Origin of the sequence: Sphingomonas sp. LaA6.9 (assembly GCF_022601895.1) — a bacterium.
In the GTDB taxonomy this organism is placed as follows: Bacteria; Pseudomonadota; Alphaproteobacteria; order Sphingomonadales; family Sphingomonadaceae; genus Sphingobium_A.
Genome location: NZ_JAKVIO010000009.1, coordinates 115,476 through 135,727 on the forward strand (window position 1 = coordinate 115,476; position 20,252 = coordinate 135,727).

The following is a 20,252-nucleotide window of genomic DNA, read 5'->3' on the forward strand; positions in this document are numbered from 1 at the left end:
GCATCAAACCGCAAAGAACGGGTTAACCAAATGTCTTCGCGGAAAACGGGGGCGCCCATTGCCCAGTCCGATCGGCGGCGACACGTGGCGTCAGGCGACGAAGACAAAAGAAAGGGCAGGACCGCGTCTGCGATCCTGCCCCCTCGATCTGGCATGATGCCTTATTTCGCCTTGGCGGGCTCGGCCTTCTTCCCGCCACCCTTTTTGGGCTTCTTGGGTGCGGCGGGCGTCACCTCGAAGGCGAGCGCATCGTCCTTCATATGGACGCGGACCTCGCCACCATGAACCAGCTTGCCGAACAGCAGTTCCTCGGCGAGGGGCTGCTTGATCTTTTCCTGGATCAGGCGGCCCATAGGACGTGCGCCGTAGAGCCTGTCATAGCCCTTGGCGGTGAGCCAGCGCTTGGCGTCGTCGTCCAGGGTGATGTGGACATTGCGATCCGCCAGCTGGAGTTCGAGCTGGAGGATGAACTTCTCGACCACGCGGCTGACGACCTCGGGCGGCAGGTAGCCGAAGGGGACGATCGCATCGAGGCGGTTGCGGAATTCGGGGGTGAACATCTTCTTCACCGCCTCCTCGCTCGCGTCTTCCTTCGAAATATTGCCGAAACCAATGCCCTCGCTCGCCATGTCCATCGCCCCCGCATTGGTCGTCATGATGAGGACGACGTTGCGGAAATCGACGGTCTTGCCGTGGTGGTCGGTGAGCTTCCCGTTGTCCATCACCTGCAGCAGGATGTTGAAGAGGTCGGGATGCGCCTTCTCGATCTCGTCGAGCAGCAGCACCGAATGCGGCTGCTGGTCGACCGCGTCGGTGAGCAGGCCGCCCTGGTCATAGCCGACATAGCCCGGAGGCGCGCCGATCAGACGCGAAACGCTGTGGCGCTCCATATATTCGGACATGTCGAAGCGCTGGAGCGGGATACCCATGATCGACGCAAGCTGGCGCGCAACCTCGGTCTTGCCGACGCCCGTCGGGCCGGAGAAGAGGTAATTGCCGATCGGCTTGTCGGGATCGCGCAGGCCCGCACGGCTGAGCTTGATCGCCGAACTGAGCACCTCGATCGCCTGGTTCTGGCCGAACACGACGCGCTTCAGGTCGGTCTCGAGATTGGCGAGCGTCGCCTTATCGTCGGTCGAGACCGACTTGGGCGGGATGCGCGCCATTGTCGCGACCACCGCCTCGATCTCCTTGGGGGTGATCGTCTTCTTGCGCTTGGAGGGCGGCACCAGCATCTGCATCGCGCCGACCTCGTCGATCACGTCGATCGCCTTGTCGGGCAGCTTGCGGTCGTTGATGTAGCGCGCCGACAGGTCCACCGCCGCCTTGATCGCGTCGGGCGTGTACTTGACGTGATGATGCTCCTCGAACGCCGTGCGCAGGCCGGCGAGGATCTTGATCGTATCCTCGATGGTCGGCTCGTTGACGTCGATCTTCTGGAAGCGCCGCAGCAGCGCGCGGTCCTTCTCGAAATGGTTGCGGAACTCCTTGTAGGTGGTCGACCCGATGCAGCGGATCGTCCCGCCCGACAGTGCGGGCTTGAGGAGGTTCGAGGCATCCATCGCACCGCCCGAGGTGGCGCCCGCACCGATCACGGTGTGGATCTCGTCGATGAAGAGGATTGCGTGGGGGAGCTTTTCGAGCTCGGTCACCACCGCCTTCAGCCGCTCCTCGAAATCGCCGCGATAACGCGTGCCCGCGAGCAGCGCACCCATGTCGAGCGAATAGATCACCGCGGGCCGAAGCACATCGGGGACGTCGCCCTCGATGATCTTGCGCGCCAGCCCTTCGGCGATCGCGGTCTTGCCGACGCCGGGATCGCCCACATAAAGCGGGTTATTCTTCGAGCGGCGGCACAGGATCTGTACGGTGCGGTCGACCTCGGCGGAGCGGCCGATCAGCGGATCGACCTTGCCCGCCCTGGCCTTTTCGTTGAGGTCGACCGTGAACTGCTTGAGCGCGCTCTCGTTCTTCTGTTTCGGATCCGCCTTCTGGCTCTTTTCTTCCTCGGCGCCCTTCACCTCGCGCTGCTCGGGGATCGCGCTGCCCTTGCCAACTCCGTGGCTGATATAGCTGACGGCATCGAGGCGGCTCATGTCCTGCTGCTGCAGGAAATATACGGCATAGCTCTCGCGTTCCGAGAAGAGGGCGACGAGCACGTTCGCGCCGGTCACTTCGTCGCGGCCCGAGGACTGCACATGCAGGATCGCGCGCTGGACCACCCGCTGAAAGCCGCTGGTTGGCGACGGATCGGTTTCGCCCTCGACCTTGAGCGCGTCGAGCTCGCCATCGAGATAGGTGGTCACGGCGTCGCGCAGCTCGCCCATGTCGACGCCGCATGCCGCCATCACCTGGCTGGCATGTTCATCGTCGATCAGCGCGAGCAGCAGATGTTCCAGCGTCGCATATTCGTGGCGACGCTGGGATGCGGCTTCGAGCGCCTTGTGCAGCGTTTTTTCGAGCGCGTTGGCGAATGACGGCATTTCACTCTACTCCATGCGGGGCAACGGATACGCCCGTCCCCGGTTCATTATATGTCGGTAGTGCTGAAGGGTTGATCAAGGACAGCCGTGTCGCACCGGAAAATATCGCGCCTGCCGCGCGCCCCGGTGCGGGGGTCATCATCGCTTGAACAGTGCCTCTGCGCTGGCGCGGTGATTGGTCGCCCTGGCGATCCGCGCCTCGACGCGCGCGATCTCGCCCCTGAGTGCTTCGATCCTGAGCTTCAGCTCCTCGACCGACAGCGGGTCGAGATCCTCCTTGACGAGCATCGTGAGAGGTTCGCCCGGCCGCTTCGCAAAAAGTTCGTCCAGATCCATGGGAGAAACGTTGACCGAAACCGTTCGGCTGTCAATAAACCGCGCGGCGGCTTTCGGTCGCAGTGGGGGTTATATGTCTGGCTTGCCTGAAAAGATGATCGCGATCGACCCGGTGGAAGCGGGTGGGCCCGAAGTGCTGCGGCCCGTCGAGCGCGCGGTGCCGCAACCGGGCGCGGGCGAAGTGCTCGTCCGCGTGGCCGCCGCCGGGGTCAATCGCCCCGACGTTCTTCAGCGGCGCGGCCTTTATCCCCCGCCGGCAGGAGCTTCCACGATTCCGGGGCTGGAGATTGCGGGTGAAGTCGTCGCGCTGGGCGAGGGCGTGCACGATATCCAGCCCGGCCAGGCGGTCTGCGCGCTGATCGCGGGCGGCGGTTATGCCCAATATGCAATCGCGCCCGCGGGCCAGTGCCTGCCCGTGCCTCACGCGCTCACGATGGTTGAGGCGGCAGCCCTTCCCGAGACGCTGTTCACGGTGTGGACCAACCTGTTCGAACGCGCCTATGCGGTCGAGGGCGATATCGTTCTGGTGCATGGTGGGACAAGCGGAATCGGCACGATGGCGATCACCCTCGGCAAGCTTTTCGGCTTGACCATGATCGTCACCTGCGGGTCGGACGAGAAATGCGCCGCCGCGCGAGACCTGGGCGCCGATCTGGCGATCAATTACAAGACGCAGGACTTTGTGGCTGCGGTCAATGAATTCACCGGAGGCAGCGGCTGTGCCGCGGTGCTCGACATGGTCGGCGGCGATTATGTGCCGCGCAATCTCCAGTGCCTTGCGCCCGAGGGGCGCCATGTCTCGATCGCGGTGCAGCGCGGCGCGACGGCAGAGATCAATATCGGCGCGGTGATGATGAAGCGGCTCGTGCTTACAGGGTCGACGCTGCGTGCGCGCTCGGTCGAGTTCAAGACGCTCGTCGCCGACGAACTGGCACGTTCGGTCTGGCCGTTGGTGGAAGAAGGCAAGCTGAAGCCCGTCATCGACGCGGTGTTTCCGCTTGCCGAGGCCGCGCAGGCGCATGCGCGGATGGAAGCGGGCGAGCATGTGGGGAAGATCGTTCTGACAACCACCGGGGGGTGAGGGAATGAACAGATTGGGGGCGGTAGCGCTGGCGTTTGCCGGCGCGCTCGGGCTGGCGGCACCGGCAGAAGCGCGGCGCTGGGTGATGGAGAACCGGCCGGAGGTCGCGCTCGTCGCGGATCTGCCAGATGACGCCGGATTCGAGGGATACAGCATGGACCGGGGTTCGGTTCAGCTCGATCTCGGCTGGTCCTATCGTGAGGTGAGCGCGCTGTGGATGCCTTTCTGGGCCTATGAGGATCAGGGCATGGTGCTCTTCTCGCAGAACCCGGACGGCAGCTACATGCTCGCGCCGGTGACCGCCACGGAACTCGACAGGGTGAAACAGGTGACGGGCCGCGACCATGGCCGCGAATATGCCTTCCCGCGTGCGGCGCACCTCTGGGGCTGGCTTCCCATGATGGGTATCCTGGGCTTCATTCTCTGGCTCCGCCGCCGCGAGGCCAAGCAGCGCGAGGCGCTCGGCGTGATCTGAGCGTCAGCGCCTGAACAGCCGCTTGTCCCATGGCCAGCGGCTTCTGGCGACAATGCGTGCGTTCCTGGTTGCCGGGTGCACGGGGTTCAGCAGCCAGTTGGTGCTGTCGGGGGCGATCACCGAGGGGACGCGTGCGAGCGCAGTGTCCGCCGTCTTCAGCCAGGCGTCGCCCCATGCACGGCTCTCGGCGAGGTCGCGTGGCAGGCGGCTTTCGGGCCATTCGGTCGCTGCCAGGCCATCGTCGAGCGCGACGCGCATGAGCTGAAAGGGCGCCGGGACGCTGTCGACCTCGAGATGGACGAGCACTTCAAGCATCGCCAATGCGCTCGAATCGGCTGCGTAGACGATCGGGCGTCCCTTGCTGTGCCAGCGGCCGCCGACAATCGTCCCGCCCATTCCCTCGAGATCGGCATGCTCGCAAATGCGCCAGACGATCATCGTACTCTGCAGCTGGTTCAGGCGGTAAAGCCGTGGCGCGCCTGTATCAGCACTTCCTCGACAAGTCGCGTGCCGGCGTCGCTCTTCAGCAGGTCGATCGGCCGGGCACCGTCGAAACGCTGTTTGGGCGCGTCCAGCCATGCCATCGCACGTGCGCGGTCGCCAAAGATCTGTGCGGCGGCCTGCAGCACGGTCACGAAGCGCGCGAACCGGTCGCTTTCCTCCGGCGTCAGCCGTTCATCCTGCTTGAGCCTGCGATCGAGCGTGCGGCGGGGGCCTATGATGCGCGCGACATCGGCGATGCTGATCGCAGGGTCGGCGACCAGATCGCGCACTGCCTTGACGGGCAGGCCGCGCGCTACCGCCTCCGCCTGCCTGAGCGGCGGCGCCTTCACGAAGCGTTCAAGCGAGAATGCGGTTGCCATATGGCCAATATAGGTCGGCCAAATTGCAGAGGCAACCAAGGGCGCTCTCAGCCAGAAGCGCGCATCGGAGGAGCGCTTGTTCAATCTGTTTGATTTTGTGATATTTTTTGTAGTTTGCGACAAGAGGCGCAGCGTTTTCGGCGCGAATTGTTACGCAGGTGCCTAAGCAATTTTACGGAACAGACCGACCAGCGTTCTATAAATAGAAAACGGGTCCGCAATTTCATCGGGGGGTGGCATTGCGAATTTGGGTCTGGGGCGGCCGAACGGCATTGTTTCAGACGAATGACTATCAGCCGCTGACCAGGGCGGGCCTATCAACTTTCTTGTTCGTCCTGGGTGTATGTCCGTTTTTGCCAGATCATTGAAGGCGATGCTTGTCGCCGAACCCGTCGCGGGCAGCGTGTCGATGTCCTATGCGATAGCCGGCGTCCGCATTTTTCGCGTCTGCAAGATCGAGAATGATGGAGCGCCGCGCGGCGACGGATATCTCTACGGTTTTCACAGGCTCGATTATGCCGGGACTGCCGATCCGGGCGCCTATTTCGACGATATCGCAAGTCTTCTGGCCTATGCCGACATGCGCGTGGGCAGCTTCGAAAGGACCGCGACGTGCCGGCATCTGATCGAGCGCGCGCGTCCCGATCAGCCGCCGGGCTGGATAGCCGACGATGACATTGCATTGGCGGCCCCATGGAACAGCTCGATCTTTTTTGCTGCCGCCGCCGAAACGGACCCGCTTGCGCCGCGGCGTTGCTATTGATCGACGGGCGTCAGTTCATGCGGATTTGTCACCAAATCGTCATCCCCCGGGGATTCGAACTGTAACACGAATCCGCGAAAGCTCCCGGGCAAGGTCAATGTCCGGGGGACTTTGCATGGATACCATCACACGCATCGCGATGGATGCCGATATCCTCGAATTTTGCGGGGACGAGCCGCACTTCGCCGAGCGTTGCCCGACCAGCCGGCGGCGCTTCCGGACGATCTGGATCTCCGACATCCATCTCGGCACGCGCGGCTGCAACGCCGACATGCTGATCGACTTCCTCGACAGCACCGACAGCGAGACGATGTACCTGGTCGGCGATATCATCGACGGGTGGAGGTTGAAAAAGCGCTTCTACTGGCCGGCTGCGCACAACGACATCGTCTGGCGCATCCTGAAGCGCGCCAAGCGTGGTACGCGGATCATCTATATCCCCGGCAACCACGACGAAATGTTCCGGCAGTTTACCGGGCTTCGCTTCGGGGGCGTCGAGATCAAGCGAACCGCGATCCACAAGACCGCCGATGGCCGGCGGCTTCTGGTCCTGCATGGCGACGAATTCGACACGATCATGCTCGCGCATCGCTGGCTCGCCCATGTCGGCGACTTCGCCTACGAAACGCTGATGCGGCTCAACTATGTGGTGAACAAGGTTCGCGCGCGGTTCAACCTGCCCTATTGGTCGCTGTCGAAGCACGCCAAGCACAAGGTGAAGAACGCGGTCGAGTTCATTTCCAAGTTCGAGGAGGTGGTGGCGCACGAAGCGGGTACGCGCGGTGTCGACGGTGTCGTGTGCGGCCATATCCACACCGCCGAAATTCGCGATATTGCGGGCATCGAATATTATAACGACGGCGACTGGGTGGAAGGCTGCACCGCGCTGGTCGAGCATTTCGATGGCCGGATGCAGGTGCTTCACTGGGCCGACGAGGTTGCCGCACGCAATGCCGCTAAGATCGCCAGGATCGCGGCATGAAGATCTGCATCGTCACCGACGCCTGGGATCCCCAGGTGAACGGCGTCGTGCGCACGCTGAAGGCGGTGCGTGCCGAGCTGGAAGCGCAGGGCCATATCGTGCGCGTCATATCGCCCGACCTGTTCCTGTCGCTGCCGTGCCCGACCTATCCCGAAATCCGCCTGGCGATGACGCGTACCGCGACGGTGGGTTCGATCATCGAGGATTTCGCGCCCGATGCGATCCATCTGGCCACCGAGGGGCCCCTGTGCGTCGCGGCACGGCGCTGGTGTCTCAGGCGCAGTTTTCCATTCACCACCGCCTACCACACGCAGTTTCCCGATTATGTCGAGAAGCGCACAGGCATGCCCGCCCAATGGGTGTGGCGCTATATCCAGTGGTTTCATGGTCCCGCGCGCGCGGTGCTCGGCTCCACGCCGTCGATCCGCGCGACGCTTGTGGAGCATGGAATAGCGCATGTGCGTCATTGGGGGCGGGGCGTCGATCTCGAATGCTTCAATCCTGACATATCGCCACCCCAATCTTTCGAGGGACTTGAACGGCCGATCCAGCTTTATGTCGGGCGGGTCGCGGTGGAAAAGAACATCGAGGCATTCCTGCGGACCGACGAGCCCGGTACCAAGGTGATCGTGGGCGATGGCCCCGCGCGCGTGGAATTGCAGGAGCGCTTCGCGGACGCGGTGTTCCTTGGCGCGATGAACGGCCCCGCACTGTCCGGCGTATATGCGGGCGCCGATGTCTTCGTCTTCCCCAGCAGGACCGATACTTTCGGGCTGGTGATGATCGAGGCGCTGGCGTGCGGCACGCCTGTCGCGGCCTTTCCCGTTACCGGACCCGTCGACGTGCTGACGCGCGAGACGGGTTGCATGGACGAAGACCTCGGTCATGCGATCCGGGGGGCGCTCCGATTGCGTCGCGACGATTGCGCCGTGCATGGCCGCACCTTCACCTGGAATGAAAGTGCGCGCCAATTTCTTGACGCGCTCGCACCTTTGGGCGAGGATTTGCGCGCGGCCGCCTGAGGGCGGACACAAGAGAAACTTGCTCTTGCGCCCCCGTATGATTAGATCGGGTGCAATATTCCGGCCGCTCCGAGAGGGGCGGCCCTTATTTTGTCTGGAGAATTCACCGTGGCCCAGCCGCTCATGCCCCATGCGACCGCTTCGTGGCTGGTCGACAATACTGCACTCAGCTTTGACCAGATCGCCGAGTTCTGCGGGCTCCATATTCTCGAGGTCCAGGCGATCGCCGACGACACCGCCGCCACCAAGCTTACCGGCCGCGATCCCGTGCGCGCGCATGAGCTGACGATGGACGAGATCGAGAAGGGGCAGAAGGATTCCAATTACCGTCTGCAGATGCAGAAGGGCCCTGATCAGGTCCGCCGTACCAAGGGGCCGCGCTACACGCCCGTGTCCAAGCGTCAGGACAAGCCCGATGGCATCGCGTGGATCATCCGCAACCATCCCGAGATTTCGGACGGCGCGATCGGCAAGCTGATCGGCACCACGCGCACGACGATTCAGGCGATCCGCGAGCGTAGCCACTGGAACATCGCCAACATCGTGCCCAAGGATCCCGTGACGCTGGGCCTGTGCTCGCAGCGTGAACTCGACGCGCTCGTTGCCAAGGCAGCCAAGAAGGCCGGCCTCGAAGCGCCGACCGACAGCCGGATGGAGGGTGACCGCGCCGCGCTGATCGAGGAACTGCGCGCCGAGCGCGACGCCGCCGCGCGCGATGCCGATGCGGCGCTCCACGCCGAGGAGCATGGTCCTCAGCCGACCGAGCATACCGCCGACAGCCTTTTCAAGAAGTGAGCGCGAGCGGGTCATCCCCCGACGCGTCGCTGACGCAGGATGAGAGCTTCGTCCCGACGAGCCTCAAGGGGTTGACCTATCCGCTCGGCAATTTCGGTCCCGCGCCGGGCACGCTCCACTGGCTTGATGGCGGCGTGCGCTGGGCGCGGATCACGATTCCGATGTCGCTCCAGCACATAAACTGCTGGGTGCTCGACGACGATGGCGGGGTGGCGATCGTCGATACGGGGCTTAACCTGCCCGATTGCCGCACCAACTGGGAAGCGATCCTGGCAGGCGACCTCGCGGGCGTGGATGTCACCCGGATCGTCTGCACGCATCTTCATCCCGACCATATCGGGCTTGCGGGCTGGTTCGCGCGCAGGTTCGACGCAGCCGTCTGGATGACGCGCGGCGAGTGGCTCACCGCCCAGATGCTGCGCGCCGATGCGCGCGACGCGGTTCCCGATGAGGTGAACGCCATGCGCCGTGCCGCGGGCTGGAGCGAGGCGCAGGTCGAAGCCGCTGCCGCCGAAGGCTGGGGGCGGATGCGGACGATCGTCCATCGTCTGCCGCTCGGCTACCGCCGGATCCGCGAAGGCGAACTGCTGAACTTCGGCAGCGAGTCATGGCGCGTGGTGACCGGCTGCGGGCACAGCCCCGAACATGCCTGTCTGCTCAACGAAACCGCGGGCATGCTCATTGCCGGCGACCAGGTACTGCCGCGGATCAGCTCCAACGTGTCGCTCGGCGCCACCGAGCCCGAGGCCGATCCGCTGGGCGACTGGCTCGATTCGATCGAGAAGCTGCTCGGTCTTCCCGACGATCTGCTCGTCCTTCCCGCGCATGGCGAGCCTTTCCATGGCCTTCATGTCCGTCTCAGGGCGCTGCGCGACGAGCATCTTGAGCGCCTCGACGATCTCGCGGGCTTTCTCGTCGAACCGCGGCGTGCCGTCGATTGTTTCGGCCAGCTGTTCCGGCGCACGATCGACGACAGCGTATTGGCCATGGCGACCGGCGAAACCCTGTCCCATTTGCGGCGTCTGGAGGTTGCGGGGCGCGCCGTTCGTGAAACGCAGGACGGCGTTTCGTGGTATCGGGCGGCTTGACCGGCCACCGCGCTAGCCTACACTTGTGTCAATGAGCGCGCCCGTACCGATCTGGAAAACCCGATATAATCATCCGTGTGACTGGGATCAGGACTTCGCGCCGCTCTCGCTTCCCGCGATGCTCGAGGAAAGCGCTGCGGCGCATGGCACCGCCGATCTGATCGACTTCATGGGACGGCGCTACAGCTATGCCGAGACGCTCGACGGCGCCAACAGGGTAGCCTGCGGCCTCACGGCGCTGGGCATCGGCAAGGGGGACAGGGTCGGCCTGTTCCTGCCCAATGTGCCGCATTATCTGGCCGCCTATTATGGCGCGCTCAGGATCGGTGCGACCGTCGTCAATTTCTCGCCGCTCTATACCGTCGAGGAACTCGCGCATCAGGTCGCGGATTCGGGGACGCGCATCCTATTCACACTGTCTGCAAAGGTGCTGCTGCCGACGGCACTCAGGGTGATGGAGCAGAGCGCGATCGAACGGATCGTCGTGGGCTCGGTCGCGGGCGTATTGCCGCGCGGAAAATCGATCCTTTACCGTCTCTTCAAGCGTGGCGAGGTCGCTCAAACCCCGCAGGACGACCCGCGTGTCATTCGTTTTTCGAAGCTGATCGACAATGACGGCGCGTGCGCGTGCGCGCCGATCGATCCGGTGAATGACGTCGCGCTGATCCAGTATACCGGCGGTACGACGGGTACGCCCAAGGGCGCGATGCTGACGCACCAGAACCTTACCGCCAATGCGCGTCAGGTCGATCTGCTCGACCCCGATCCATCCGCGCCCGACCGGATCGTGGGCGTGCTGCCGTTCTTTCACGTTTTCGCCAATACCTGCGTGCTCAATCGCACGGTTCATCGCGGGGGCCTGATCGCCATGCTCCCGCGTTTCGACGCGACGCAGGCATTGGCGCTGATCGAGCGGATCAAGGCCACCGCGCTGCCCGGCGTGCCGACCATGTATCAGGCGCTGCTCGATCATCCGAAGATTGATCGCACCGATTTCTCGTCGCTGCGCGTCTGCATCTCGGGTGGCGCGCCGCTGCCCGCCGAGGTGAAGGCCAGGTTCGAGGCGCATACCGGGGCCAAGGTCGTCGAAGGTTACGGCCTGACCGAAAGCTCGGGTGTCGTGTCGACCAATCCCTATGAGGGGCTCAACAAGCCGGGCACGATCGGCCAGCCCATCCCCGGCACGCTGGTCAAGCTGGTCGACAAGGAGGATCCGACCAGGCCGCCGCCGCAGGGGCAGCCGGGAGAGCTCGTCTTTTCAGGGCCGCAGGTGATGAAGGGCTACTGGAACCGTCCCGATGCGGACGCCGAGGTCTTCGTCGGCGGATTTCTGCGCACCGGCGATGTCGGCGAGATTGACGAGGACGGCTATATCCGGATCGTCGACCGATTGAAGGACATGATCGCAGTTGGCGGATACAAGGTGTTTCCGAGCCAGATCGAGGCGATTCTGTATCGCAACCCCGCAGTGAAGGAAGCGCTCGTGATCGGCGTGCCCGATGCCTATCATGGCGAGATGCCCAAGGCGTTCGTGACGCTGGCTGACGGGGCTGAGACCGATGGCGAGGCGCTGAAGGCATGGTTGAACCCGCAACTCGGCAAGCATGAGCGCGTGCTTGCAGTGGAGGTCCGTCTGAACCTGCCCAAGACACTGATCGGCAAGCTCAGCCGCAAGGAACTGGTAGCCGAAGAGAAGGAACGGGCGGCGGGCACGTAACCGGCGCGATGCCGCGATATGGTGCGCACCAGGCCGCTACCGAAAAACTGTGTCTGCCAGCGCTTGACCCTTGCCTGAGCCGTCGCCACAAGCGAAAACCATGGGACAGGAACAGGATGCCTTTGCCGAACTTTCGTTCGAGGACGCGCTGAAGCGGCTCGAAGCCATCGTCTCGCGGCTGGAGAGCGGCGAAGCTTCGCTCGACGAGTCCATCGGCCTTTACGCCGAGGGCGACAAGCTGCGCGCGCGATGCGAGGCGCGGCTGGCCGAGGCGCAGGCGCGCATCGAGAAAATCGGGCTGGGCCAGGATGGTCGCCCGGCGGGAACGCAGCCATTCGATGCCGGCTGATGGAGCCATGACGCGCATGTCGCGAGAACTGGGGCCCGCGCTGGATCAGATTGCCGGTGCGATGGACCGGCAATTCGACCTGTTGCTGCGCGTCCCCGATGATCCGCGCCGCCCACTCTACGAGGCAATGCGCCACGCCGCGATCGGCGGCGGCAAGCGGATGCGCCCGCTGTTGACGGTGGCGACCGCCGAGATGTTCAACGTCGATCGCCAGCGCGCCTTGCGCGTCGCGACGGCAATCGAGTGCATCCATGTCTATTCGCTGATCCATGATGATCTTCCCGCGATGGACAATGACGACATGCGCCGCGGCAAGCCCACGGTGCACAAGGCGTTTGATGAGGCGACCGCGGTGCTGGCGGGCGACGCGCTGCATGCGCTGGCCTTCGAGATGCTCGCCGCCGACGAAACCAGTCTCGATCCCTTCGTGCGCGCCGAGCTCGTGCTCGAGCTTGCGCGCGCCAGCGGGCCGGGCGGCATGGCGGGCGGGCAGATGATGGATCTGGCTGCCGAGCATCAGAGTTTCGACCTGCCGACGGTGACGCGGCTTCAGCAGCTCAAGACGGGTGCGCTGATCAGCGTATCGGTCGAAGCGGGCGCCATCCTCGGTCGCATCCCGCCCGAAGGGCGCACGGGCCTTAGGGGCTATGCGCGCGATATCGGGCTCGCCTTCCAGATCGCGGACGACATTCTCGATGTCGAGGGCGATGCCGATGTGGCGGGAAAGACGCTCAACAAGGACATGGCGGCGGGCAAGGCGACCTTCCTGTCACTCCTGGGGCTCGATCGCGCGCGCGAACAGGCACGTATGCTCGTCGATCAGGCGATCGGGCATCTGCACGGCTTCGGTCAGGAAGCGGATCTGCTGCGCGCGGTGGCGCGCTACGTCATCGAAAGGGATCGTTGATGGGCGAGCGTATTGGTGTGTACCCAGGGACCTTCGATCCGATCACGCTTGGGCACATGGACATTATTCGCCGCGGTGCGAAGCTGGTCGATCGCCTCGTGATCGGTGTGACGACCAATCCGTCGAAGATGCCGATGTTCTCGATCGAAGAGCGGATGGACATGGTCCAGCGCGAGGTCGCGACAATCGGGGGCGAGATTCACGTCGTCTCTTTCAATTCGCTGCTGATGGATTTCGCCGAGCGCGAGGGCGCGTCGATGATCGTGCGCGGCCTGCGCGCCGTGGCGGATTTCGAATATGAGTATCAGATGGCTGGCATGAACCAGCAGCTCAACGACCGGATCGAGACGGTCTTCCTGATGGCGGACGTTTCGCTGCAGCCGATCGCGTCACGTCTGGTGAAGGAGATCGCGTTGTTTGGCGGCAATATTTCGCGTTTCGTCGCCGCCCCGGTTGAGGCGGAGGTCAAGGCGCGCGTTGCTGAGATCGGGCTCAAGGGCGATTGATGTTCAGCAAGCTTTCAGCCGGCGGCGCTATGGCGACGCCAAGGCAATTCGTTCTGGGGATTGGAAAGAACAGCATGAAATCGACATTTTTCGTGGCGGCGGCGCTCGCCGGCCTTTGGGCCAGCCAGGGCGCGATCGCGCAGGATCAGCGGCCGTCGCCCGCGACCTTGCCGATGCCCGGACCTGCGCCCGATCCCGCCACTGACCAGCAGAATATCGTCAATCTCGATCTTTCGACGGGCGGCCGTGTGTCCATCCAGCTGCGTCCCGATGTCGCGCCCAATCATGTCGAGCGCATGAAGACGCTGGTGTGCCGCGGCTTTTATGACGGCATCGTCTTTCACCGCGTCATCGAAGGCTTCATGGCGCAAGCGGGCGATCCGACGGGCACGGGGCAGGGCGGTTCCGACCTTCCCGACCTGAAGGCCGAATTCAACCTGCTGCCGCATCTTCGCGGGACCGTGTCTGCGGCGCGCACCAACGAGCCCGATACTGCGAACAGCCAGTTCTTCATCATGTTGATGCCGCGCACCACGCTTGACCGGCGCTACACCGTCTATGGGCGCGTGATCGCGGGCATGCAGTATGTCGACGCCATCGAGAAGGGCGAGCCGCCGGCAAACCCGGGCAAGATTGTGAAGGCGAGCCTGGCGGGCGGTTGCAGCGCAGTACCTGCGCCTGCAGCGGCGCCTGCGTCGCAACCGACGGCAGCTCCGGCTCCGGCAGCAGAAGCGCCGCCGCCTCCGGCAGAGCCCACGCCCGAAGAGGCGGCCACGCCGCCGCAATAGGATGCGCGTAGATCTGTTCGATTTCGAGCTGCCGCCGGAACGCATCGCGCTCCGGCCGGCGAGCCCGCGTGACAGCGCGCGAATGCTCGTGCTCGACGGTGAGGGAACGGCAGATCGCGTGGTCAGCGACCTGCCGCAGCAGCTTCGCTCGGGCGACATGCTTGTCTTCAACGATACGCGCGTCATCCCCGCGCAGCTGGAGGGCATGCGTGGTCAGGCGCGGATCGGCGCCACGCTCCACAAACGCGAAGGCTTAAGGCGTTGGCGGGCCTTTATCCGCAACGCCAAGCGGCTTCATGAGGGCGATATGATCGACTTCGGCGCGGGGGTGCTGGCGACCGCCGGCGATCGCGGCGAGGATGGCAGCTTCGCGCTCGACTTCGCGGGTGACGAACCCGTCGAAGTGCTGCTCGAACGGGCGGGGACCATGCCCCTGCCGCCCTATATCGCGGGCAAGCGCGCGACCGATGCGCAGGACCGCGAGGATTACCAGACCATGTTCGCGCGCGAGGCGGGCGCCGTCGCGGCGCCGACTGCGGCGCTGCATTTCACGCCGGGGCTGATCGCGGCCCTGAACGCAGCGGGGATCGAGACCGCGACGCTGACGCTGCATGTCGGCGCGGGCACCTTCCTGCCGGTCAAGGTCGACGACACCGAGGCGCACAAGATGCACGCCGAATGGGGGCGGATCGACGCTGTCACCGCCGACCGGCTCAACGCGGTGCGCGCGCGGGGCGGCCGGTTGATCGCAGTGGGGACGACCTCGCTCCGGCTGCTCGAAAGCGCCGCGGGCGAGGATGGCGTGATCAGGCCATTCGAGGACGATACCGCGATCTTCATCACGCCCGGCTATCGCTTCAGGGCGATAGACGGGCTGATGACCAATTTCCACCTGCCGCGCTCGACGCTGTTCATGCTCGTCTCCGCGCTGATGGGGCGCGAGCGGATGCAGGCGGCCTATGCCCATGCTATCGCTGAAGGCTATCGCTTTTACTCTTATGGCGACGCCAGCCTGTTGCTGCCTGAAAGGACCTCAAAGTGATCCGCAAGACCGCAATCGGCGCATGTGTTCTCCTCCTCGCTGCCGGTTCCGGTCAGGCGCGCAAGCCTCCGAAGATCGATCCGGCATTGCTGAGCGCGCCAACCATATCAGCGACGCCGGTTGCGGTGACGGTCGCGGGCTTTGACCGCGATCAGGATGCACGCGTGACGCGCGCCGAGTTCGACGCCGGGCTCGAGCGCTCATTCAAGCATGGCGACGCCAATGGAGACGGGCAGATTTCGCTGCTCGAACTCACCGGCTGGGCGCAGACCTGGCTTGGCAATGCGGGCGCGATCCCCGGGCAATATGATTTCGATCGCGATGGCGACGACCGCATTTCGTTCGCCGAATACAAGACCGAGTTCGACCGGCGTTTCGCGGAGCTCGACAAGGACAAGGATGGCGCCATCGTCCGTTCCGAACTCATCACGCTGACCAGCCCGCGCTTCCAGCCGCAGCAGCGCGGCACCCCGCCGAAGCAGCCACCGGCGGAGAAGCAGCCGCTGCCGGAGAAGCAGCACAACTAGTTCTCCATATAGTTGACATCGTCAAGTAACAGGCGCAGGGCGGTCGCATGATCGACCCCGCCCTGAATGACGCCGTCACCGCCGTCCGCGCCTTCAACCGCTTCCACACGCGCTTCGCGGGCGTGCTCGAACCGCATTATATGGGCAGCGAACTCACGCTGGTCGAAGCGCGGCTGTTCTACGAGATCCTCGCCCGCGAGGCGCCGCTGGCCTCGGCGCTGCAGGACGCGCTCGGCCTTGATGCTGGCTATGCCAGCCGATTGCTGCGCCGCTTCGAGGGCAAGGGCTGGATCGAGCGTGGTCGCGGGACCGATGCGCGCCAGCGTCCGATTTTTCCCACCGATACGGGCAGGGCGATGTTCGCGGCGCTCGACGAGCGCACGCGAGCCGAGGTCGAGCGCCAGCTCGCGCCGCTCGGCACCGAGGGGCGCGCGACCCTGGTGTCCGCGCTCGACACCGCGCGCGCATTGCTGGGCGACGCCAATGCGCGGGACTGGTCGATCCGCACCTTCCGTCCCGGCGACATGGGGGCGATCGCGGGGCGCCAGTCCGCGCTCTATGCCGAGCATCATGGCTGGGGCCGTCCGATGGAGGTGCTCCAGGGCGAGGTCACCACCAGCTTCCTGCGCGATTTCAAGCCGGGGCGCGAGCAATGCTGGGTCGCCGAGCGCAGCGGGCGGATGCTCGGGTCGATCTTCTGCTGCGATTCGGGTGACAATGCCGCGCAACTCCGCCTCCTCTATGTCGAACCCGATGCGCGCGGGCTGGGGATTGGCGCGGCGCTGGTTCGAACCTGCACCGATTTCGCGCGCGAGGCGGGATATGCGAAAATCTGGCTGTGGACGCACAGCGTCCTTCTGAGCGCGCGGCGCATCTATGCCGCCACTGGCTTCGCGATCGTCTCGGTCGACATGCACGACGCCTTTGGCGAACCCGAACAGGGCGAGACTTGGGAGATGGCATTGGGGGAGTTGGCGTTGAAGCGATGACGCCGCTATAGGCGCGCGGATGAGCGAAGCCCCACGTTTTTCCTTCACCATTTCCGCCACCGACGGCAAGGCGCGCACCGGCACGATCGCCATGCAGCGCGGCGAGATCCGCACGCCCGCCTTCATGCCCGTGGGCACCGCCGCCACGGTCAAGGCGGTGAAGCCCGAGACCGTGCGCGCGGTCGGCGCCGACATCATCCTCGGCAATACCTATCACCTGATGCTGCGCCCCGGCGCCGAGCGCATGGCCAAGCTTGGCGGCTTGCACGGCTTCATGGGCTGGGACCGCCCGATCCTCACCGACAGCGGCGGATATCAGGTGATGAGCCTGTCCGAACTGACCAAGGTGACCGAGGAGGGCGTCGCCTTCCGGAGTCATCTCGACGGTTCGAAGCACATGCTCTCCCCCGAGCGTTCGATGGAGATCCAGCGATTGCTGGGGTCGGACATCGTCATGGCGTTCGACCAGCTCGTCCCCACCACCGCGACGCGCGATGCGCGCGCGGCGGCGATGGAGCGGTCGATGCGCTGGGCCAGGCGCTCGCGCGAGGGCTTTGACAGCGGCACCGGACATGCCGCGTGCGCAGCATTGTTCGGGATCCAGCAGGGCGCGCTCGATGAAGACCTGCGCAAGCAGTCGGCCGATGCGCTGATCGACATCGGCTTTGACGGCTATGCGGTGGGCGGGCTCGCGGTGGGTGAGGGGCAGGAGGCGATGTTCGGTTGCCTCGACTTCGCGCCGGACCAGTTACCGCAGGATAAGCCGCGCTACCTGATGGGCGTGGGCAAGCCCGACGACATTGTCGGCGCTGTCGAGCGCGGCATCGACATGTTCGATTGCGTGCTGCCGACGCGCAGCGGGCGGACGGGGCAGGCCTTCACCTGGGACGGCCCGCTCAACATCCGCAACGCGAAACATGCCGAGGATCTGAGTCCGCTCGACCCGGAATCGCCGACGGCACAATGGTCGCGCGCCTATCTTCATCACCTCGTCAAATCGGGCGAGATCCTCGGTGCGATGCTGATGACCGAGCACAATCTCTGGTTCTACCAGCGACTGATGCAGGAACTGCGCGCGGCGATCGCCGAAGGCCGGCTCAAGGCTTGGGCGGATGGCTTCAGAGCGCGCTACACGGCTTTGCGCGGCGGTGATGGCTGACACTCGGTCCTTTTCGTCACCAGGCAGCGCTCGAACGTGCGGGCGCCCCCGCGATCACGGCGCCTAAGGCGGCGACGCGCCCCGACCTTTTACCGCGACGGCCTTTTGGCGGACAAACTCGCAGTGATGTGATGGGGTGATAACAGCGCGCGGCGCTGTATCGAGAGAGTTGAGTGCGTATTGGCAGCGAAATCGATGGTAAGGCCATTCGCGATCCTGTGACGCAGGGAATGAGAGCTTTCGCCAAGCCATATTGCGTTCCGGTGTCAGATATCGAACGCCAATGATTTCATCAATGAGGCTGACCGATTCTGGTCCAGAGCTCAGCTTATTAGGTGACTGCGGTGGATATGCGGACCTCAGTGCCGGCTGCGATCGCGGCGATGTTGCGCGAAAAGTTGCGAAGGCTCAATTCAATACAATACCAACCGCCCGGGCCCGATCTGTTGTCGTATAGTGGCTTGTCTTCGAGAGATATCGAACCGAAGCGCACCGCCTTGTCGCCGTCCTGAAGCAGCTCTTCGCTGCCCTCCCAAATCACTGGCTCGCCATTCACGTTAGTCTGAACGCAAAGCTGGGGTGCAAAGTGCGTCATCTCGACGGCCCGTGACTTGAGAATCGCACCGGCAGGGATGAACGTCCTCAGCGTGCCCAAGATGTGCTTGCTTCCTGGTTGAAGTTTTACCTCTGCGGGAAAGGTAAAACAGTGTCCGCCTTGCTGTTGAAGGTGTGTCCCGCGGACCACCCCCACCGATCTATCGCTTGAAACCGATCCGGACAACGTCTGTGCGCTGTGAAGATCAGCCCAAACGCTAACCCAGTAATCACGCCCAACTCCTCCGAATGATGCATTCAGATTGACGCCGGTACTGCCCCGAACACTGATGGCACCATCTAGATTGTTCTTGTTCCCCGTCGTCCAAAACGGCGTACCAATCGCGCAATTGATGCTCACATTTGCGCAGCCTATCACGTCCATAGCTTTGCCCGTGGACTGCTGGATCTGCCCGGAAACTGCAACATCAGTGCAGCGGTCGAGCTTCAATCCGATCTTCTGCGGATAGGGACGCTGCCCCTTATACGCGCCTGATCGCGCCAATAGGAGCCCCCCGAGAGAGGCGTATAGGCACTCTTCGAGTGTTACCTGATCGTCCCCTGTTTCGAAGATCGTGACTGCGTTGAGTGAGACGAAAGGCGTTTCGCGGATGTAGATCGATCGGGCGCTGCCGTGAAATAGTCTCAAATTCTCGAGCCGCAGCCCGTCACAGCGATGGGCATCGAGCATGCTGTCGCAATGAATTGCGTGCACGCAATCGGCGATTCGTGCGTCGCGAACGGTGTAGGCCCTTGATGAAGCGTTCCCGAAGCGAAAGACGGTGCCACAGTCGGTCGCCATCCAATCGCTGATGCGGGGCATCTGAGTATCTGCTGATCCGACCGCCTGATTCGCATCAATCGCCACATCAAGGCCATGAAACGAAATGTTCCGCGCTTCGAACTGGGTGGAGCCCGTTATATGAATGCCAATCGCGTCGATCTGCTTTCCCGCAGGCCATCCCCACCTCGATTGGCGACCTCCCAATGCTTTGATCGCTAAGCCCTCGATGCTGGAGCTATTTGTATTTGAAGCATCGAAGGCCAAGATGCCGTCGACGATGATCTCGGAACGGAATACATTAGGAAACGAAGCAGCCTCAGTGTACGGCTCCGATGCTGATTTGCCGGTGCCGAAGACATAGAGCCCATCGCGAAGCCGGACTGTCCTTCCCAGCCGATACCGCCCCGGGGGTACGAAGAGGCAAGTGGTGGCTATGATCGCCGCTTGAAAGGCCGCGCTGTCATCAGTGGTGCCGTCGCCAACGGCTCCGAAGTCCTTGACGGATGCGATTTCGCGAAGCTTGTCCTCTACATCGCGCTCGACGGCTCCGGCGCCATATTGGCGGAAGCGGCTTTGGCCGGAAGCGGTCGGCGCTGCGTTCCCCTGCTCGACATTTGATTTCGCTATCGATGCTGCAACTGAATTGCCAACAGGCACCCCCCCAGCCATGACTCCGAGAAGTGCCCTGCGTGTTGCCCACAGAAAATCTTCCATTGTACACTCCACCCGTCGTCACAATGCGCTTTTGAACCAAGATGACGCGGGCGAAGTGCCCACCGCCAACCTTGCGACTAGCCTGAATGCGCGTCGTGTAGCTAGGGGCGAGTGCTACTTGGAGGCCTGCCTGGCACTCTGCCGCCAGCTCCCGGATTTGTTCGGCCGCGGAAAAACGAGGTATTCCGCTTCCCCTCGACAAACTGAGCTTAGAGTCTGTTTGGAAAATCAGGGATGGGCGTTCCGGCGTAGCAGATTACCGCCCATGGCGACGAGGATCATGGCCTG

General features: G+C 63.8%; 21 protein-coding genes. 16 read left to right on the forward strand and 5 right to left on the reverse strand.

Features of this window, described 5'->3' with window-relative positions:
* Window positions 1-161: 161 nt before the first annotated feature.
* Together clpA and MKI88_RS07200 are read right to left on the reverse strand one after the other, a co-directional pair.
* Window positions 162-2,483 (reverse strand): ATP-dependent Clp protease ATP-binding subunit ClpA, encoded by a 2,322-nt coding sequence (gene clpA / locus MKI88_RS07195; RefSeq protein ID WP_241630301.1) that lies wholly within the window; start codon window positions 2,481-2,483, stop codon window positions 162-164.
* 138 nt (window positions 2,484-2,621) lie between these two features.
* Window positions 2,622-2,819, reverse strand: coding sequence for a DUF1192 domain-containing protein (locus tag MKI88_RS07200; RefSeq protein ID WP_241630302.1), 198 nt, complete (start codon window positions 2,817-2,819; stop codon window positions 2,622-2,624).
* 73 nt (window positions 2,820-2,892) lie between these two features.
* On the opposite strand from MKI88_RS07200, the gene MKI88_RS07205 reads away from it, so the two are divergent.
* Both MKI88_RS07205 and MKI88_RS07210 read left to right on the forward strand, forming a co-directional pair.
* Window positions 2,893-3,900 (forward strand): NAD(P)H-quinone oxidoreductase, encoded by a 1,008-nt coding sequence (locus MKI88_RS07205; RefSeq protein WP_241630304.1) that lies wholly within the window; start codon window positions 2,893-2,895, stop codon window positions 3,898-3,900.
* 4 nt (window positions 3,901-3,904) lie between these two features.
* Window positions 3,905-4,375 carry a hypothetical protein gene (locus MKI88_RS07210; protein ID WP_241630305.1) on the forward strand — a complete coding sequence of 157 codons (471 nt, stop codon included), beginning with the start codon at window positions 3,905-3,907 and terminating at the stop codon, window positions 4,373-4,375.
* A gap of 3 nt (window positions 4,376-4,378) precedes the next feature.
* On the opposite strand, the gene MKI88_RS07215 is transcribed toward MKI88_RS07210, so the two are convergent.
* Together MKI88_RS07215 and MKI88_RS07220 are read right to left on the reverse strand one after the other, a co-directional pair.
* On the reverse strand, window positions 4,379-4,813 hold the full coding sequence (locus tag MKI88_RS07215) for an RES family NAD+ phosphorylase (RefSeq protein WP_241630306.1): 435 nt from the start codon (window positions 4,811-4,813) through the stop codon (window positions 4,379-4,381).
* A 17-nt stretch (window positions 4,814-4,830) separates the two neighbouring features.
* Entirely contained in the window at window positions 4,831-5,238 is a 408-nt protein-coding gene (locus MKI88_RS07220; RefSeq protein WP_241630309.1) for an antitoxin Xre/MbcA/ParS toxin-binding domain-containing protein, read from the reverse strand.
* A gap of 373 nt (window positions 5,239-5,611) precedes the next feature.
* Between MKI88_RS07220 and MKI88_RS07225 the strand changes: the two genes are divergently transcribed.
* The 14 genes from MKI88_RS07225 to tgt all read left to right on the forward strand — a co-directional run bounded on the left by MKI88_RS07225 (window position 5,612) and on the right by tgt (window position 17,872).
* The gene (locus tag MKI88_RS07225) at window positions 5,612-6,001 is read left to right on the forward strand and encodes a hypothetical protein (protein WP_241630311.1); all 390 of its coding nucleotides are present in this window, start codon (window positions 5,612-5,614) and stop codon (window positions 5,999-6,001) included.
* 115 nt (window positions 6,002-6,116) lie between these two features.
* A complete protein-coding gene (locus MKI88_RS07230; RefSeq protein WP_241630312.1) occupies window positions 6,117-6,983 on the forward strand; it encodes a UDP-2,3-diacylglucosamine diphosphatase in 867 nt (288 codons plus the stop codon).
* Window positions 6,980-8,005 (forward strand): glycosyltransferase family 1 protein, encoded by a 1,026-nt coding sequence (locus MKI88_RS07235; protein ID WP_241630313.1) that lies wholly within the window; start codon window positions 6,980-6,982, stop codon window positions 8,003-8,005. The genes MKI88_RS07230 and MKI88_RS07235 overlap by 4 nt, the downstream gene beginning before the upstream one ends.
* A 108-nt stretch (window positions 8,006-8,113) precedes the next feature.
* Window positions 8,114-8,800, forward strand: coding sequence for a DUF1013 domain-containing protein (locus MKI88_RS07240; protein WP_241630315.1), 687 nt, complete (start codon window positions 8,114-8,116; stop codon window positions 8,798-8,800).
* Window positions 8,797-9,888, forward strand: coding sequence for an MBL fold metallo-hydrolase (locus MKI88_RS07245; protein WP_241630317.1), 1,092 nt, complete (start codon window positions 8,797-8,799; stop codon window positions 9,886-9,888). Before MKI88_RS07240 ends, MKI88_RS07245 begins: the two co-directional genes overlap by 4 nt.
* A 31-nt stretch (window positions 9,889-9,919) precedes the next feature.
* Window positions 9,920-11,605: a long-chain fatty acid--CoA ligase gene (locus MKI88_RS07250; protein WP_241630319.1), complete on the forward strand. Its 1,686-nt coding sequence runs from the start codon at window positions 9,920-9,922 to the stop codon at window positions 11,603-11,605.
* 100 nt (window positions 11,606-11,705) lie between these two features.
* On the forward strand, window positions 11,706-11,954 hold the full coding sequence (locus tag MKI88_RS07255; RefSeq protein WP_241630322.1) for an exodeoxyribonuclease VII small subunit: 249 nt from the start codon (window positions 11,706-11,708) through the stop codon (window positions 11,952-11,954).
* Between the two features lie 7 nt (window positions 11,955-11,961).
* On the forward strand, window positions 11,962-12,861 hold the full coding sequence (locus MKI88_RS07260) for a polyprenyl synthetase family protein (RefSeq protein ID WP_241630324.1): 900 nt from the start codon (window positions 11,962-11,964) through the stop codon (window positions 12,859-12,861).
* The gene (gene coaD, locus MKI88_RS07265; RefSeq protein ID WP_241630325.1) at window positions 12,861-13,367 is read left to right on the forward strand and encodes a pantetheine-phosphate adenylyltransferase; all 507 of its coding nucleotides are present in this window, start codon (window positions 12,861-12,863) and stop codon (window positions 13,365-13,367) included. Before MKI88_RS07260 ends, coaD begins: the two co-directional genes overlap by 1 nt.
* Window positions 13,368-13,441: 74 nt before the next feature.
* Complete coding sequence (locus tag MKI88_RS07270) at window positions 13,442-14,155, forward strand: peptidylprolyl isomerase (protein WP_241630326.1); 714 nt, start codon at window positions 13,442-13,444, stop codon at window positions 14,153-14,155.
* Between the two features lies 1 nt (window position 14,156).
* Complete coding sequence (gene queA / locus MKI88_RS07275) at window positions 14,157-15,197, forward strand: tRNA preQ1(34) S-adenosylmethionine ribosyltransferase-isomerase QueA (RefSeq protein ID WP_241630328.1); 1,041 nt, start codon at window positions 14,157-14,159, stop codon at window positions 15,195-15,197.
* Entirely contained in the window at window positions 15,194-15,724 is a 531-nt protein-coding gene (locus MKI88_RS07280; RefSeq protein ID WP_241630330.1) for an EF-hand domain-containing protein, read from the forward strand. The genes queA and MKI88_RS07280 overlap by 4 nt, the downstream gene beginning before the upstream one ends.
* 47 nt (window positions 15,725-15,771) lie before the next feature.
* Window positions 15,772-16,713 (forward strand): helix-turn-helix domain-containing GNAT family N-acetyltransferase, encoded by a 942-nt coding sequence (locus MKI88_RS07285; RefSeq protein ID WP_241630331.1) that lies wholly within the window; start codon window positions 15,772-15,774, stop codon window positions 16,711-16,713.
* A gap of 19 nt (window positions 16,714-16,732) precedes the next feature.
* The gene (gene tgt / locus MKI88_RS07290) at window positions 16,733-17,872 is read left to right on the forward strand and encodes a tRNA guanosine(34) transglycosylase Tgt (RefSeq protein ID WP_241630333.1); all 1,140 of its coding nucleotides are present in this window, start codon (window positions 16,733-16,735) and stop codon (window positions 17,870-17,872) included.
* A gap of 331 nt (window positions 17,873-18,203) precedes the next feature.
* Here tgt and MKI88_RS07295 read toward each other — a convergent pair whose 3' ends face one another.
* The gene (locus MKI88_RS07295; protein WP_241630334.1) at window positions 18,204-19,964 is read right to left on the reverse strand and encodes a glycoside hydrolase family 55 protein; all 1,761 of its coding nucleotides are present in this window, start codon (window positions 19,962-19,964) and stop codon (window positions 18,204-18,206) included.
* Window positions 19,965-20,252 lie beyond the last annotated feature (288 nt).